General features: G+C 72.9%; 14 protein-coding genes. 7 read left to right on the plus strand and 7 right to left on the minus strand.

Translation table 11 applies throughout. The features are described from left to right. Positions 1–10 precede the first annotated feature (10 nt). Positions 11–703 carry a TetR/AcrR family transcriptional regulator gene (locus PS467_RS12675; protein WP_311035349.1) on the minus strand — a complete coding sequence of 231 codons (693 nt, stop codon included), beginning with the start codon at positions 701–703 and terminating at the stop codon, positions 11–13. Between the two features lie 138 nt (positions 704–841). On the opposite strand from PS467_RS12675, the gene PS467_RS12680 reads away from it, so the two are divergent. Genes PS467_RS12680 through PS467_RS12690 form a run of 3 tightly spaced genes read left to right on the plus strand, consistent with a single transcriptional unit; the run spans position 842 to position 3,971 of the window. Next, positions 842–1,897 carry a medium chain dehydrogenase/reductase family protein gene (locus tag PS467_RS12680; RefSeq protein ID WP_311035350.1) on the plus strand — a complete coding sequence of 352 codons (1,056 nt, stop codon included), beginning with the start codon at positions 842–844 and terminating at the stop codon, positions 1,895–1,897. Beyond that, the gene (locus PS467_RS12685; protein WP_311035351.1) at positions 1,894–3,297 is read left to right on the plus strand and encodes a carotenoid oxygenase family protein; all 1,404 of its coding nucleotides are present in this window, start codon (positions 1,894–1,896) and stop codon (positions 3,295–3,297) included. The genes PS467_RS12680 and PS467_RS12685 overlap by 4 nt, the downstream gene beginning before the upstream one ends. A gap of 41 nt (positions 3,298–3,338) precedes the next feature. Beyond that, positions 3,339–3,971: a GntR family transcriptional regulator gene (locus PS467_RS12690; RefSeq protein ID WP_268971587.1), complete on the plus strand. Its 633-nt coding sequence runs from the start codon at positions 3,339–3,341 to the stop codon at positions 3,969–3,971. A gap of 1 nt (position 3,972) precedes the next feature. On the opposite strand, the gene PS467_RS12695 is transcribed toward PS467_RS12690, so the two are convergent. From PS467_RS12695 to PS467_RS12705, 3 genes are all read right to left on the minus strand, one after another. Then, a complete protein-coding gene (locus PS467_RS12695) occupies positions 3,973–4,344 on the minus strand; it encodes a cupin domain-containing protein (protein ID WP_311035352.1) in 372 nt (123 codons plus the stop codon). Next, positions 4,341–5,144, minus strand: a complete 804-nt coding sequence (locus tag PS467_RS12700; protein WP_311035353.1) for a carbon-nitrogen hydrolase family protein — start codon at positions 5,142–5,144, stop codon at positions 4,341–4,343. Before PS467_RS12700 ends, PS467_RS12695 begins: the two co-directional genes overlap by 4 nt. A gap of 114 nt (positions 5,145–5,258) precedes the next feature. After that, a complete protein-coding gene (locus tag PS467_RS12705; protein WP_311035354.1) occupies positions 5,259–6,614 on the minus strand; it encodes an MFS transporter in 1,356 nt (451 codons plus the stop codon). Positions 6,615–6,852: 238 nt separating this feature from the next. Here PS467_RS12705 and PS467_RS12710 point away from each other — a divergent pair, with 238 nt between their 5' ends. Continuing rightward, positions 6,853–7,575 carry a DUF2848 domain-containing protein gene (locus PS467_RS12710; RefSeq protein ID WP_311035355.1) on the plus strand — a complete coding sequence of 241 codons (723 nt, stop codon included), beginning with the start codon at positions 6,853–6,855 and terminating at the stop codon, positions 7,573–7,575. A gap of 171 nt (positions 7,576–7,746) precedes the next feature. On the opposite strand, the gene PS467_RS12715 is transcribed toward PS467_RS12710, so the two are convergent. Next, positions 7,747–8,187 (minus strand): SPW repeat protein, encoded by a 441-nt coding sequence (locus tag PS467_RS12715; protein ID WP_268971592.1) that lies wholly within the window; start codon positions 8,185–8,187, stop codon positions 7,747–7,749. A 112-nt stretch (positions 8,188–8,299) separates the two neighbouring features. On the opposite strand from PS467_RS12715, the gene PS467_RS12720 reads away from it, so the two are divergent. Both PS467_RS12720 and PS467_RS12725 read left to right on the plus strand, forming a co-directional pair. Further along, on the plus strand, positions 8,300–11,311 hold the full coding sequence (locus PS467_RS12720) for a helix-turn-helix transcriptional regulator (RefSeq protein ID WP_432280739.1): 3,012 nt from the start codon (positions 8,300–8,302) through the stop codon (positions 11,309–11,311). Between the two features lie 287 nt (positions 11,312–11,598). Further along, positions 11,599–12,387: a S1 family peptidase gene (locus PS467_RS12725; RefSeq protein ID WP_311035357.1), complete on the plus strand. Its 789-nt coding sequence runs from the start codon at positions 11,599–11,601 to the stop codon at positions 12,385–12,387. Positions 12,388–12,448: 61 nt separating this feature from the next. Here the strand turns inward: PS467_RS12725 and PS467_RS12730 are convergent, their stop codons facing one another. Then, entirely contained in the window at positions 12,449–12,820 is a 372-nt protein-coding gene (locus PS467_RS12730; RefSeq protein ID WP_311035358.1) for a 5-carboxymethyl-2-hydroxymuconate Delta-isomerase, read from the minus strand. A 339-nt stretch (positions 12,821–13,159) separates the two neighbouring features. Here PS467_RS12730 and PS467_RS12735 point away from each other — a divergent pair, with 339 nt between their 5' ends. Further along, complete coding sequence (locus tag PS467_RS12735) at positions 13,160–13,717, plus strand: winged helix-turn-helix domain-containing protein (RefSeq protein WP_311035359.1); 558 nt, start codon at positions 13,160–13,162, stop codon at positions 13,715–13,717. A gap of 122 nt (positions 13,718–13,839) precedes the next feature. On the opposite strand, the gene PS467_RS12740 is transcribed toward PS467_RS12735, so the two are convergent. After that, positions 13,840–16,035, minus strand: coding sequence for an MMPL family transporter (locus tag PS467_RS12740; RefSeq protein WP_311035360.1), 2,196 nt, complete (start codon positions 16,033–16,035; stop codon positions 13,840–13,842). Positions 16,036–16,079 lie beyond the last annotated feature (44 nt).

Genomic DNA, 16,079 nt, shown 5'->3' on the forward strand with positions numbered 1-16,079 from the left:
CCGGGGCGCCTCAGCCGCCCCGCATCAGGGCGTCGATCTCGGCCTCGAAGAGGACCGAGGGATCGAAGCCCATGGTGGTGAACTGGCCTTGCAGATCCAGGCTGATCACGCCGTGCAGCCGGGTCCAGGTGCGCAGCGCACGGCCCTTCAGCTCGCCGCCGGGCTCCTCGCCGGACACCCAGGGACCCGCGCCCTCCAGATGGCGCGCCAGCTCGGCCTCGAGCTCGGTGAGGGGCTGCCCGCTGCTCCCGGCGCCGCCGCTGCCGGTGGCGGCACTCCCGGCGGTGGCACAGGCGTCGAGGATGGTCCGCATCAGCCCGGCCGCGATCTCGGTGGTCTCCGGCGGTGCCTGGTAACCGGGCACCGGGGTGCCGAAGATGAGCAGATAGCGGTCGGGCTGCCGCTTCGCCCAGTCGCGCAGGGTACGGGCCAGGGCGCGGAAGCGATCGGCCGGGGCGGCGTCGGCGACGGCCTGGGCCGCGGCCTCGGCCAGATCGCGGTAGGCGTCGGTGATCAGCTCGGTCAGCAGCTCGTCCCGGCTGGCGAAATAGCGGTAGAGCGCGGGGCCGGTCATGCCCATCTCCTTCGCGATCGCGTTGACCGAGATGCCCGCCGTGCCCGCCTGGGCCAGCTGGGCCAGGGCCACGGCCTTGGCCTCCTCCCGGGTCTGTTTGCGGTAGCGCTCTCGCCGTGCTGTCGCCATGGACGCGCCTCTCGTACGGATCGTCGACTTCGCACTTGACACTCCGAGAGTAACAGGTTCATTGTTTGGTTAGAAGTTCTTACGGAGACGAGAAGTCCTCACAAGAACCAGAAGCCCTTACGAGAACCGAGGTCAACCATGCTCACCGAAGTCGTTCTGCCGGGCCGGGTGGAGCCGGAGGGGCTCCAGCTCCGCACCCGACCGCTGCCCGAGCCCGGTCCCGGGCAGGCGCTGGTGGCCGTCGAGGCGTCGGGGGTCTCCTTCGCCGAGCAGCAGATGCGCCGGGGGAAGTACTACGACCAGCCGCCGTTCCCCTTCGTGCCCGGCTATGACCTGGTGGGCACGGTGGTCTCCACCGGCCCCGGGGTCGATCCGGCCCTGCGGGGGCGCCGGTTCGCGGCGCTCACGAAGATCGGCGGCTGGGCCAGCCACGCCGTCCTCGACGCGGGCGATCTGGTGGAGGTCCCCGACGGGGTCGGTTCGGCGGAGGCCGAGACGATGGTGGTCAACGGGATCACGGCCTGGCAGATGCTGCACCGCGTGGCCAAGGTGCGCCCCGGGGCGACCGTGCTCGTTCACGGGGCCAACGGCGGGGTGGGCTCCACCCTGGTCCAGCTCGCCCGTCTCGCGGGCGTCGAGGTCATCGGCACCGCCTCACCCCGCCATCACGACGCGGTGCGCGCCCTCGGCGCCACCCCGCTCGACTACCGCGACCGGGATCTGTCCGGCCGGGTGCGCGCGTTGGCGCCCGGCGGGGTCGACGCGGTCTTCGACCATGTCGGCGGCGAGGGCATCGTCGACTCCTTCCGGCTGCTCGCCCGCGGCGGCACGCTGGTCTCCTACGGCACGGCGGCCACCCGGGACGTCCCCGGATCGTCCCGGGCCCCGGTGCTCAAGCTGCTCGCCCGGCTGGCCCTGTGGCACCTGCTGCCGAACGGCCGGCGGGCGCACTTCTTCAACCTCTGGGCCGGACGGCGGCGGCGGGCGGCCTACCAGGCCCGGATCCGCGCCGACCTGGGGCAGGTGCTGGCGCTGCTGGCGAGCGGCGAGCTGACCGCGCTGGTGGCGGCGAGGATTCCGCTCACCGACGCCGCGGAGGCGATGCGGCTGGCCGAGTCCGGCACCGTCGCCGGAAAGGTGGTCCTGGTGGCGGATCAGGGTGCCCGCCGGGGCGGCGAGGAGGGCGCGCGATGAGCGGCAAGCCCTATGTCAGCGGCCACTACGCCCCTTTGGCGCTGGAGGCGACGGCCTGGGGGCTCACCGTCCACGGCTCCCTCCCGCCCGAGCTGACCGGCCGTTACCTGCGCAACGGCCACAATCCCGTGCCCGGGGTGGTGCCGTCGCACTGGTTCAAGGGCAGCGGCATGGTGCACGGAGTGCGGCTGCGCGATGGAAGAGCGGAGTGGTACCGCAACCGCTGGGTGCGGACACCGGCCCTCCACGACGCCGTGGAGGCGGCCGCGGGCGGTGCGGGGGCCGCGGCGGCGAGCACGGCCGAGGGGGCGGAGGGTGCGGCCGATCTCACCGCCAGCGTCGCCGGCACCCATGTGATCGAGCATGCGGGCCGCGTCCTGGCCCTCCAGGAGGCGAACCTCCCCTATGAGCTCACCCCCGAGCTGGCCACGGTCGGCGCCTACGACTTCGGGGGAAAGCTGACCCGGGCCATGACGGCGCACCCCAAGGAGGATCCGGTCAGCGGGGAGCTGCACTTCTTCTCGTACTCCCCCTTACCGCCCTATCTCGTCTATTACGTCGCGTCCCGCGACGGCCGCATCGTCCGCGAGGAGACCATCGAGGGTGCGGGGCCCTCGCTGATGCACGACTTCGGGCTGACCGAGCACTTCGTGGTCTGGCTGGACCTGCCGGTGGTCTTCGACCCCGCCGAGCGCTCCGGCATCCCCTACCGCTGGTCCGACCGCTACCGGCCGCGCATCGGGGTCATGCCGCGCACCGGGCCGCCCCGGGTCACCTGGTGCGAGGTGGAGCCGGGCGCCCTGCTGCACATCGCCAACGCCTACGAGGACGCGGCGGGCCGCATCGTCGTGGAGGGGCCGCGCTACGACCGCACCGCATGGCAGACCTCCTGGAAGTGGTGGACGGGCGCCCCGGGCCACGCCCCCGTCCCGCTGGTCGGCTCCCTGCGCCACCGCTGGATCCTCGACCCCGCCTCGGGCGGCGTGCGGGAGGAGCCGCTGGACGACCTGGTCACCGAGTTCCCCACGATCAACGACAGCGTGCTGGGGCGGCCCAGCCGCTATGCCTACGCCGTCGCCTTCCCCGGGGCCGGCCTGGAGGAGTACGCGCTGGTCAAGTACGACACGGCCACCGGAGCCCGGCAGATCGCGCCGACGGGGCCGGGCCGGATGCCGGGGGAGGCGGTGTTCGTGCCCGCGGCCGGGAGCGGAGGAGGCGGCGAGGACGACGGCTATCTGCTGACCATCGTCAGCGACCTCCGCCGCGACGCCTCCGAGCTGATCGTCCTGGACGCCCAGGACATCACGGCCGCCCCCGTCGCCACCGTGGAACTCCCCCACCGCGTCCCCGCGGGCATCCACGGCTCCTGGATCCCCGACGCGTCCCCCGGTCCGTGGTAATTTTCGTATACGAGTTGTATGCGAAGCAGCATGGGGGCCCAGTGCCAGCGCAGTCCGGACGAGAAAAGGCGTACGCGTTCCTCAAGGAGACCGTGCTGACCGATCCCGACATGCAGGGCAGGTTCCTCACCGAGCAGGAGATCGCCGACCGGATCGGCATCTCCCGGACCCCGATCCGCGAGGCCCTGCTCCTGCTGGCGGCCGAGGACCTGGTCCAGCTGGTCCCCAAGCGGGGCGCGCATATCGCCCCGCTCTCCGGCCGGGAGATCACCGAACTGATGGAGCTGCGCGGGATCGTCGAGCGCCATGCCGCCGAGCAGACCATCGAGGCGGGCACGGTGCCGGTCGGGAAGCTGGCGGAGCTGCTGGAGCGGCAGCGCGGGCTGATGGGGCCGGAGCAGGCCAAGGAGTTCATCGCCGTCGACCACCTCTTCCACGCGACCATGGTCGCCGCGGTGGGCAATGAACTCCTCAACCGGCACTACGACGGACTGCGCAGTCGGCAGATCCGGGCGGGCGTGGTGGCCCTGTTCAACCAGACCGGCCGCCAGGAGGCGGTGCTGGTGGAGCACCAGGCGATCCTGGACGCGGTGGCCTCCGGCGACGTGGCGGCGGCGCGGGCCGCGATCAGCTGCCATCTGGAGACCACGCTGAAGGTGCTGCTCGCCGGGTGAGTCAGCGCCCGGCCGTCACCTCCGGATAGGTGATCACCAGCATGGTGACGCCCTCCTCGGAGACCCAGGGGCCGTGGGGCATCCCCGGTGGCCGGCAGGTGTAGAAGCCGCGGGAGAAGGTCTTCTCCAGCGTCAGATCGCGCATGCTGCCCTCGAGGAGATAGACCTCCTCCCAGCCGTCGTGGCGGACGACCCCGGACGGGGAGGTGTCCGTCCCCGGCTCCCAGCGCACCAGGGCGGTGGTGTGGGTGCCGCTCCCGTCCACGGCCAGGATCTGTTCGCTGACCCCGGGGACCGCGCCCGGCGGCCGTCGCCAGGGCGCGGAGGGCAGGTGGAACTCGAGTTCGGGTTTGGCCCCGCCGGTGCCGCTCATGGCCGTACGCCCAGCCTGCGGTTGTCCAGGACGGCCACGCTGCGCCGTACGGCGGTGACCTCCTCGGTGTCCACCTCCCCGACCAGCAGTCCCGGCCCCGCGTCCAGCCGCTCCCGTACGGTGCCGTCCGGGCCGATCAGGGCGCTGTGGCCGATACCGGTGGGGGCGGAGGTCGTGGTGGTCCGGCCGGACGCCGCCGGGTCGGCCTGGCCCACGGCGGCCAGCCATACGGTGGCGTCGAGTGCCCGCGCCCGGGTCAGCAGTTCCCATTGCTCGCGCTTACCGGGTCCCGCGCCCCAGGAGGCGGGCAGCACGGAGAGCACCGCACCCGCGTCGGCATGCGCCCGGAAGAGCTCGGGGAACCGTACGTCATAGCAGGTGGCCAGGCCGATCCGGACCCCGTCGAGGTCGAAGGTCACCACCTCCGAGCCCGGGGCCACCGTCTTGGACTCGGCGAAGCCGAAGGCGTCATACAGATGGATCTTGTCGTAGGAGGTCTCCACTCCCGGGCCGGTGGCCAGCAGGGTGTTGGTCACCCGGCCGTCCGGCGCCGGGGTGAACATCCCGGCCACGACCACCAGCCCGGCATCCTTCGCGATCTGCCGGACCTCGGTGGCCCAGGGGCCGTCCAGCGGTTCGGCGACCGGTTTCAGCGGGATGCCGAAGCAGGCCATCGCCGCTTCGGGGAACACCACCAGACGGGCGCCGGCCTCCGCCGCGCGGTCCGTCTGCTCGCGCAGGAGGGCCAGGTTCTGCTCCGGCTCCGGACCGGTGGTGATCTGGCTCAGTGCGATGCGCATCAGGGGTGCGGCCTCTCTTCCATGGGTTGTTGGGTCCACTATGCGCCGTCCGGCGCCACGTGGCGGAGATCGAGTTCCGCCCCGGCCGGGCCGGTCGCCCGGCCCGGCCCGGCTTCAGCCGACCGTGGCGGAGGGGCGGTCCCCGGCCGGCAGCGGCTCCGGTTCCTCCCGCTGAGCACCGGACGCGTCGCGGCCCAGACACAGTCCGACGACAGTGACGGCGGCCGTGACGGCGATGTAGAGCGCCAGCGGCACCCATGCGTGATAGGTCCCGAGCAGCGTGGTGAAGAGCAGCGGCGCGATCGCACCGCCGATGATCCCGGCCAGGGTGTAGGCGAGCGAGGAGCCGGTGTAGCGCAGCCGCGGGGAGAACTGCTCGGCGATGAAGGCCGCCTGCGGCCCGTACATCAGCGAGTGGATCACCAGCGCGCCGATGACCCCGAGGGTGAGCAGCGCCCAATTGCCACCGGCGACCAGGGGGAAGAACAGGAACGGCCAGACACCGGCGGCCACGGCGGCGCCCCCGTACAGCAGCCGCCGGTTGACGCGGTCCGAGAGCGCCCCGGCCAGGGGGATGAGCACGATCTGCAACGAGGAGCCGATCAGCACGGCGGTCAGCGCCGACCCCCGTGACATGCCGAGTTCCTCGGTGGCGTAGGTGAGGACGAAGACGGTGAACATCGCGTACAGCACATCGGGGGCGACCCGGCTGAGGATCGCGGCGGTCAGCGCCCTCGGCTGGGTGGTGAACACCTCGCGCAGCGGTGCCTCCGGCCGGTCCTGCGCGGCCTCCATGGCCTTGAAGACCGGCGTTTCCTCCAGCTTGGCGCGGATCCACAGGCCGAACACCACCAGGGCGCCGGAGAGCAGGAACGCCACCCGCCAGCCCCAGCTGATGAACTGGTCTTCCGTCAGCGCCGCGCCCAGCCCGGCCAGGACGCCGTTGGCCAGCAGATTGCCCGCCGGGGGGCCGATCTGTGCGGCGGAGGCGTAGAAGCCGCGCCGCCGCGGATCGCCGAACTCGCTGGACAGCAGCACCGCACCGCCCCACTCACCGCCGACGCCGACGCCCTGCGCGAAGCGCAGCAGCACCAGCGCGGCCGGGGCCGCGACGCCGACCGTGGCGTAGGTGGGGAGCAGCCCGATCAGCAGTGTGGCGGCCCCGATGAGCACGAGCGTCGCGATGAGCACCTTCTTGCGGCCGATGACATCGCCGAGCCGGCCGAAGACGAAGCCGCCCAGCGGCCGGGAGACATAGCCGACGGCGTAGGTGGAGAACGCGAGCAGGGTGCCGGTGAAGGGGTCCTTGGAGGGGAAGAAGAGGTCGCCGAAGACCAGCGCCGCGGCGGCGGAGTAGACGGCGAAGTCGTACCACTCCAGGGCGGTGCCGGTGAGGCTGGCGACGAAGGCGCGGCGAACCCCGGACCGGTCGGCCCGGGGCGGCGGTGCGCTGGATGCGGTGTGCTGCATGTTCCGTCCTCGAGGTGGTGCGTGAGGTTGACGGGGGTGGTGCGGTGAGGGGCCAGGGTAAGCGCTCGACCTTCCGGCATACTTGTTGTATACCAAGCGTATGCGCAACCCCTCTGGAGGAAGTTAACCGCTTCGAAACCGCGGAAACCGCGGAAACCGCGGAAACCGTAGAAATCGCACTCGAATCCACACACAGCAACCGCACATCGCCCCACCGCGCCCTTGGAGAGCACCACCCATGACCACGCAGCCGTCGCAGCCCTCACAGCCCGCCCAGCCCTCGCTCACCTTCGAGCTCCCCGATGGCTCCCTCCAGCAGGTGCGGGTCACCCAGGTGCTCAACGCGGGCTACGCCGGACGCAGCCAGGAGGACGTGGCCGCCCATGTCGCCGAGCTCGCCGAGCTGGGCGTGCCCGCACCCTCCGTGACGCCCGCCCTCTACCCGGTCTCCCCCTACCTCGCCCAGCAGACCGGCCGGGTCAGCGTCCAGCACGCCCGCACCTCGGGCGAGGCCGAGTGGGCGCTGGTCGTGGCCGCGGACGGGGAGCTGCTGCTGACGGCCGCCTGCGACCACACCGACCGGGCCCTGGAGGTCCACGGCGTGGCCTGGAGCAAGAACGCGGCCCCCGATGTGCTCGCCGCCCGCGCCTGGCGGCTGGCCGATGTGGCACCCCGCCTCGACGATCTGACCCTCCGCGCCTGGGTCACCCACGACGGCACCGAGACGGAGGTGCAGAGCGGCACCCTGGCCGAGCTGCTGCCCCCCGCCTACTGGGTCGAGGTGCTGCGCGAACGCGGTGACCTGGTGCCCGGGACCGTGCTGATCTCCGGCACCATCCCGATGGCCGAGGGCGTGGACCAGTTCGCCGAGCGGTGGCGGGTGGAGCTGGGCGACCCGGCCACCGGCGAGACCATCGAATGCGCCTACGACGTGGTCCCGCTGCCCGAGCCGATCGGCTGAGACCGGCCGCACCCGGATCGTCCGGGGCCGGCCGCACCCGGATCATCCCGGACCGGCCGCACCCGAATCGCCCGGGACCGGCCGCACCAAGGCCGTCCGCCGTACGCCCCTCGGGGTCGTACGGCGGGCGGCCTTCGCCGATGTGCGGCGGTGGGGTGGTTCAGCGTCCGGTCAGGTCTCCCTGCCCTTCCGCATCACCATGCCGGCTGCGATCAGCCCGAACAGGCAGGTGATAGCGCCGACGACGACATTGTTCACGATCATCCCGGCATCAGGACCCCGGGCGACCACCCAGGGGGAGATGATCATCCACACACCGATCGCGGACATGGCCCAGCACAGGCTGTACATCCTCCTCGGTGCCGTGGTGAGTCCGAGCCCCAGCAGGGCGACGGTGACACCGAGAATGAGGTTGTTGACCATGAGGTTGGGGCTAGTGCCCGAGAAGTGCACCACCCATGGAGAGATGGCGAAGTACAGACCGGCGAGAAGCACCGGCCCGTCGAGGAAGACAACGTCCCGCGCGTCCATCATGCGGGCGTAGCGCTCCCGCATCTCGGACACGTCGGGGTGGCCCGTAAGATCACCTCTCGCGCGTGAGACGTCGGCCATTCGACTCGCCTCCTTCGATCCATGCAAGTCTGACCGCGCAGTGCGGTAAAAACACCGCACCACCATTGTGCGCCTCGCCTTGGTTTATAGGTAGATGTCGGATTCGTGGTCGATGGCGTACGGTTCGCCATCGGCCGCCGTACGGGCACGCGCACAGGAGGCAGGGGAGGGGGCGAGGCCCGTGGAGCGGTACGGCGAACAGCCGGAACCCGTGGTCGGACGCGGTGAGCTGCTGGCACGAGGGCGTGAACAGCTGGCCCGGGGCGGCAGCCTGCTGCTTCCCGGTCCCGCCGGGATCGGCAAGTCCACCGTGCTGCGGGCACTCGCCGCCGAGGGCGCGGACGGCGGGCGGCGGCTCGTGCTGCGCTGCTCACCGACCGAGTCGGAGAGTCAACTGCCGTTCCTGTCCCTCATCGATCTGCTGGGACCGGTGGCCGACGAGGCGTCCGGCGCGCTGCCCGCCGCGCAGCGCGCCGTCCTGGACGCGGCGCTCACCGGGCGGCGCGGCCCGGCCGACCACCACGACGGACTGGCGCTGCGGCTGGCCGTGCTGTCGGTGCTCCGGACGCTGGCCGGGCGGGCGCCGGTACTGCTGGTGGCCGACGATCTCCAGTGGATGGACGCGCCCAGCCGGGAGTTGCTGGCGTTCGCGGCCCGCCGGGCGGGCGGACTGCCGCTGCGGATGATCGCGGCGGTACGGACCGGCGCCCCCGGGACGGACCGCGTCGACCCGGACCCGCCGACGGACGCCGGGCACCACTCCCCGGACCACCCCCGCAGCCGCCCCCTGGACCGCTCCTTCGGCCGGCCCCTCGGCCACCTCGCAGCGGAGACGGGCGGCATCGACCACTTTCTACGCGCGTTACCCCCGCCCGCGCTCGTCCTGCCCGTCCCACCGCTCACCTATCCGCAGACGGCCGCGCTGCTCTCGGCGCGACGCCACGGAAGACCCGCGGACCTGCCCGGTTCCGTGGTCCGGGAGATCCATCGCACCAGCGCGGGCAATCCCTTCTACGCCCTCGAACTGAGCCGCGCCCTGGCCGAGTCGGGGACCCTGCCGCGCCCCTGCGACCCCCTCCCGGTGCCCACCGGGCTGCGCGCCCTGGTCCTCGACCGGCTGCGCGCCCCCGCCCCCGGCACCCGGGAGACCCTGCTGCTGGCCAGCGCCGCCGCCCGCCCCACCCTCGCGCTGCTGCGGGCGGCCGGGCGCCCGGACGCCGAGGCGGAGCTGGCCGAGGCCGCCGCGCTGGGCCTCGTGGACGGCGAGACGGAGCCGGTGGTGCGGTTCACGCATCCGCTGGTCTCCGCCACCCTGTACGCCGCCGCCGGGCCCCGCGAACGGCGCGGTGCGCACGCCGCCCTCGCCGCCGCCTCCACCGACCTCATCGAGCGGGCCCGCCATCTGGCGCTGGCCGCCCCCGGCCGCGACGAGCGGGTGGCCCGCACCCTCGCCGGGGCGGCCGCCGTGGCCCGGGAGCGCGGGGCGCCCGCGGCGGCCGCCCGGCTCGGGTTGCTCGCCGCCGACCGCACCCCGTCCGAGGCGGCACCCGCCGCCCACGCCCGGCGGCTGGTGGCGGCCGAGGACGCGCTGGTCGCGGGCGAACCGGAGGTGGCCCGCAGCATCGCGCACGAGGTGCTCGCCGAGTCCGTACGCCCCGCCGACCGGGTGCGCGCCTGGATCGCCGTGATCGACTCCGCCGGGCAGGCCATGGCGGACGTGGACGACGTCTTCCCGCAGGCGCTCGCCGACGCGGACGGCGATCCGCGGCTGCTGGCACCGCTGCACTACCAACTGTCCTGGCGGGCCCTGCTGGTCCTCGGCTCGCTGCCGCGGGCCCGTGCCGAGGCCGCCGAGGCCGCGCGGCTCGCGGCCCTCGCCGAAGACCGCCGCACCGAGCTGCTCGCGCTGTCCTTCCAGGCGCTGGCCGAGACACTGATGGGCCACCGGGACGCCGAACAGACCCTGGCCAGAGCCCTCGCCGAGCCCCAGGACCCCCATGTGGCCCGCGACCACAACGGCCCCGGTCACACCCGCTTCCGCTGCCTGCTGATGAGCGATCGGCTGGACGAGGCGCGGGCCGTCGTCGGGACGCTGGTCCGGCTGGCCGAGCGGAGCGGGGCCGTGGAGAGCCGCATCCTGTTCCTGCGCGGGCTCGCCGAGACGGAGCTGCGGGCCGGCCGCTGCGCCCACGCCCTCGAACTGGCCCACCGCAGCCTGCGGCTGGCGCGCGACGCCGGGATCGGCGAGGGCCCCGCCCTCCAGCTCACGGCGCTCGCGGAGGCGGCGGGCGGCAGCGTGGCACGCGCCCTGACGCTGGCCCAGGAGGCGGTGGACAGCGCCGAGGAGGACGGCGATCTGCTCTATCTCGCCCGCCATCTGTACGCGCTGGGCCACGCCCGGCTGGTGTGCGGCGACGCCGAGGGCGCGGTGACGGCGCTGCGGCGGGTACGGGAACTGGAGCGCGGGCAGGGCGTGATGGACCCGGCGCGCGGCCGCTGGCAGGGCGATCTGGCCGAGGCCCTGGTGGGCACCGGCCAACTCGCGGAGGCCGCCCAGGTGATCGAGTCCACCCGGGCGTCGGCGACCCGGCTGGGGCGCGGCGGGGTGCTGGCCGTGCTGGCCCGCGCGCAGGCGCTGGTGACGGCCGCGCACGGCGATCCGGGAAAGGCGGCGGGCGCGCTGCGCGCGGCGGGCGACCGACTCGGCGGGCTCGGCTACCGGGTCGAGGAGGGGCGCTGCGCACTGGCGCTGGCCCGGGTGGAGCTGGGCCGTGGGGAGGTGGCGGCGGCCCGTACCGCCCTGGAGGCGGCGGCCCGGATCTTCCGGCGCGCCCGCGCCCACCCCTGGCTGGAGCGGACGACGGCCGAACTCGCCGCCGTACCGGCCGGGTCGGCGCCGCCCGCGGCCGGTGTGACGGCGCGGCCACGGCTGTTGGACACCCTCGCCGAGACCGAGCGCCGGGTCGCCACGCTCGTCCTGGAGGGGGCGACCAACCGGGAGATCGCCGCCCGGCTGTTCATCAGCGTCAAGACCGTCGAGGCGACGCTGACGCGGGTCTATCGAAAACTGGGGATCCGATCGCGGGTCGACATCGTCAGACTCGCGACGGACGGCGGCACGTGAGGACGCGCGGCGGCCGCGAGGCCCCGGCGGCGGCACCTCAGGGCGCGATGAGGGACAAGGCGACGCGAGGGTGGCGCGACCGCACGGGTAACGGCCGTGTGAAACGGGTTTATTGACGGGGCATAGGGGGTTTTCCCTATGGCCCCGATCGAGGGCCGACCCTCATTGGGCGGGTGGCGGACGGCTCTTAGCGTGTAGCCGCCGTCGGCGACGGGCCACGTCGCCGGCCGGCTGTGCTCCGCTTCCGGTTCCGGTTTCCCCCACTCCTCGAAGCCCTGGAGAGAAGCATGTTCTTCAAGCTCCCCCGCCGCGCCGCGCTCGCCGCCGCCGCCGTCGCCACGGCCGCCTCCCTCGCCGGTGTGCTGACCGGCACCGCGCAGGCCGCTCCGCAGCCCATCGTGGGCGGTTCGACGACCACGACCACCGCGTACCCGTACGTCATGCAGATCACCGACGCCTCGCAGAACCAGTTCTGCGGCGGCACGCTGGTCTCGCCGACCAAGGTCGTGACCGCGGCCCACTGCATGGTGGGCGAGACCACCAGCAGCGTCCGGGTGGTCGGCGGCCGCACCTATCTCAACGGCACCAACGGCACGGTGAGCAGAGTCAGCAAGATCTGGATCAACCCGTCGTACAGCGACGCCACCAACGGCGACGACGTGGCCGTGCTGACGCTCTCCACGTCCATGCCGTACACCACGCTGCCGTATGTGTCGTCCTCCGAGACCGGGGTGTACGCCGCGGGCACCACCGCCCGCATCCTCGGCTGGGGCACCACCAGGTCCGGCGGCTCCTCCTCCAACCAGCTGCGCACGGCCACCGTCCCGACCGTGTCCGACTCCAGCTGCAGCAGCTCGTACGGCTCCGACTACATAGCCTCCGACATGGTCTGCGCCGGGTACCCCGAGGGCGGCGTGGACACCTGTCAGGGCGACAGCGGCGGCCCGCTGATCATCAACGGCAAGCTGGCGGGCATCACGTCCTGGGGCAACGGCTGCGCCCTGGCCGGCTACCCCGGTGTCTACACCCGGCTGACCACCTTCTCCTCACTGGTGTCGGCCCAGGTCAACTCCTGACCGGCCGGCCGCCCGCGGGGACGTCGCGGAACGCGTCCCCGCGGGCGGCCGCACGCGTCCGTCAGGCCGGATGCGCCACCTCGTGCTTCTGGTAGCAGTCACGGTCGAGATCGCGCACATCGACGGTGGTCTGCACGGTCAGTCCCGGCACGGGCGACACATGGGCGCGGACCACCTCCAGGACGGCGGCGGACAGCTCCCGCTTGGTCTCGGCGTCCCGCCCGGACAGGATGGACACCTCGACATGGATCATGGCGAGGCCCGGGGCGCCGTCCGCCAGAAAGGCGTCCTCCACCCGCCGGAAGCGGGTCTTGCAGCCCGCCACCGCCGTGTCGACGGTCTTGGCGATCACCGGGTGCAGGGCGGCACCGAAGCCGGGACGGTCGAAGGCGTCGGTCAGGGTGTCGGAGTATTCGACGACGATATGCGGCATGTGCGTGCGCTCCTCAAGGGGTACGCGGCGGCCTGGGGCACTCCCGCGTGGGGCCTCTTAACGTGGGCATCGTCGCACTTCTTCGTTCTCCGCGGCCGAGCGCCCCGGGCCCGGTATCTGCTTCAATAGGGGGCATGGCCAGCCTCCACCACCTCGCGACGGGTCGATACGACCTCGAGCCGTTCTGGCCGTCCCGGCAGGCGCACCACTTCGACCGCGAGTGTTGCCGCGCATCCGATGCGCGGGCCCGCTCGCTCGGCCGCTGATCTCTCCGCCCGGCCGCCCAGCCCGCGCGCACGACGTCCACTGACGCCCTCTCGCGCGAAAGAGCTGACCTCCATGACGCACGTCCGTAGTCTGTCGTCCGCCCCCGTCGCCCCGTCCGTCCCGGCGGCCCGCCAGCGGCTCCGAGCCGTCGCACCGGACGAGGTGCCGCCGGTCGCCGATCTGCTGCACCCGGGCGCCACCTGGCTGCCCGCTCCCCCGCACACCGTGCCCGCGCTCCCCGGCCATCCGCCGATGGTCGGCTATCTGGTGCTGGTCCCGGCCGACCGGCAGCAGCCCGAGGCGGCGGCGCCGCCCTCGGAGGCGACAGCGGCGACCACGGGTGACGGGCTCATCCGGATAGACCCCGAGCAGCGGACCGCCCAGATCGCGGGGCGCCCGCTGGACCTGACCTATCTCGAGTTCGAGCTGCTGGCCCATCTCGTCGCCCATCCGCACCGGGTGCACACCCGCGATCAGCTGGTGACCACGGTGTGGGGGTACGGCCATGTCGGCGACGGCCGGACCGTCGATGTCCATGTGGCCCGGCTGCGCCGCAAGATGGGCCCCGAGCACCGGGGCACGATCGTGACGGTGCGGCGCGTGGGGTACAAGTACGTGCCCACTGTCTGACCCATATCCGTATCCGTGTCCGCTACGACGCCCGCCGTGCCGGGCCGGCCAGGAGCCGGTCCGGCACGGCGGGCGCGCTCGTACGGGACGCGTTCATACGGCCCGCGCTCAGCGCCCCCCGCTCACCGGTCCGCCCCGACCAGCGGCGGCCGGGGCCGCTCCACCGGCTCCTCGCCGTGGCTGACGCTGGGCAGCCGCCGCAGGGCGCGCGGCAGGTACCAGTTGCGCTCGCCGAGCAGTGCCATCGCCGAGGGCAGCAGCACCATCCGCACCAGCGTGGCGTCCACCAGCACCGCCACCGCGAGCCCGACGCCCATCTGCTGCATGTCCTGCATCCGCAGCAGGGCGTAGACGGCGAACACGACGACCATGATGGCGGCCGCGCCGGTGACCGGGCCCGCCGTGGTCCGGATGCCCTCGCGGATCGCCTCCCGGGTGGCGAGGCCCCGTGCATGGGCCTCCCGGATCCGCGAGACCACGAAGACGTGGTAGTCCATCGACAGTCCGAAGAGGATGACGAGGACGAACAGCGGCATCCACGACTCGATCGCCCCGGCCGGCTCCGTCCCCAGCAGCTCCGCGCCCCAGCCGTGCTGGAAGACGGCGGTCATGGTGCCGTACGCGGCGCCCACCGACAGCAGGTTGAGCAGGATGGAGACGATCGCGATCGGCAGCGACCGGAAGCAGAGCAGCATCAGGACGAAGGTCACGGCGGCGATGAAGAGGAAGACCGGTGCGATATCGGTCTTCAGCTGGTCGTTGAAGTCGCGGTTCGCGGCGAGGTCACCGCCCACGTGGACCTGGTCGGAGACCGGTCCGAGAATCCTGGGGACCAGGTCCTCGCGGAGGGTGTCCAGGGCGTGCCGGGAGGTGGCGTTCCCGCCGTCCCCGGCCAGCGGCACCTCGATCCGGACCACCCCCCGCGTACGGTACGTCTCCACCTCGACCGTCCTGCCGAACTCCCCGGACGCGGCGAGCTCCTTCCTGAGGTCCGCCACGGCCGCCGCGAAGCGGGGAGAGCCGATGTCGCCGGAGCGCAGCACCACCTCGGCCGGGGCGGGGCCGCCGGGGAACGCGCCGGTGATCTCCTGGTACGCCACGGTGATCGCGGCGTCGGAGCCGAACTGCTTCTCCAGGCCGAGCTGTTCGGTCTTCATGCCGAGGGCGGGTGCGCACAGCACCAGCAGCAGCGCGCCCGACACGGCGGCGAACAGCTTCGGCCGGGCCAGAACGGGCCGCATCAGCCGGCCGGAGACGCCCCCGGCGGCCCGCGCGCCCTGCTTCCGGCGGCGGTTCAGCAGCGGCACCCGCCCGGCGTCGATCCGGTCGCCCAGCCAGGACAGCGTCGCGGGCAGTACGGTCACCGAGCCGAGCATCGCCATCAGGACGACCAGGATGGTGGCCACCGCGAAGCCCTTGAACAGCATCAGCCCGGACAGGAACATCCCCGCCATGGCCAGGATGACCGTGACCCCGGAGATCAGCACCGCCCGGCCACTGGTGGCGGCCGCGATCCGCAGCGCGGTCGCGGCGTCCCGGCCCGCGGCCCGCTCATCGCGCTCACGCCGCAGGTAGAACAGAGAGTAGTCGACCCCGACGGCCAGGCCCACCAGGAACATCACCGAATTGGTGGAGTCGAACAGGGGCACCTCACGGCTGGCGAAGGCGAGCAGTCCGAAGGTGCCGACGCAGGCGGTCACCCCGAGCAGCACCGGCAGCAGCGCGGCGACCAGCGCCCCGAAGACCACCAGCAGAATGCCCAGCGCCAGCGGTACGGCGGTCAGCTCGGCCTTCTTCAGGTCGTCGGTCAGCATGCCGTCGAGGATGTGCTGGGCGGTGGCGTCGCCGAACTCGTAGACCTCGATGCCCCGATGGGCCGCCTCGGTCCGCTCCACCGCGTCGACGACCGGCCCCACCCGCTCCCCGGCGGTGTCCGGATCGCCCCTCAACTCGAAGGTGACCAGTGCCTCCCGTCCGCTCTCCGAGCGCACCGGGGGCTGGACGCGCGCCGTCTCACCCGTCCGCTCCAGACGCGCCGAGAGGTCGCGGGCCGCGGCCCGCCAGCCGTCCGGGCGGTCGCTGCGCAGCATCACCATCTCTCCGGCCGGGGTCTGGAGGCCGGCGTCCTCCAGGATCTTCTCGGCGCGCGCGGAATCGCCCGCCCCGTTCTCGGAATTGGTCATCTGCCGGGACCCCGAGACGCCGCCGGCCACGGCGACGACCACGACGAACAGCAGCCATCCGATGATCGCGGTCTTGCGGTGGCGGGTGCTCCACCCGCCGAGCCGCACGGCCAGGCCCTTTCTCGTCGCACTCATCGCGTCTCTCCCCCTGAGCTACGGGCTGAACAGGTCATGCCACG

Origin of the sequence: Streptomyces luomodiensis (genome assembly GCF_031679605.1) — a bacterium.
Taxonomy (GTDB): Bacteria; Actinomycetota; Actinomycetes; order Streptomycetales; family Streptomycetaceae; genus Streptomyces; species Streptomyces luomodiensis.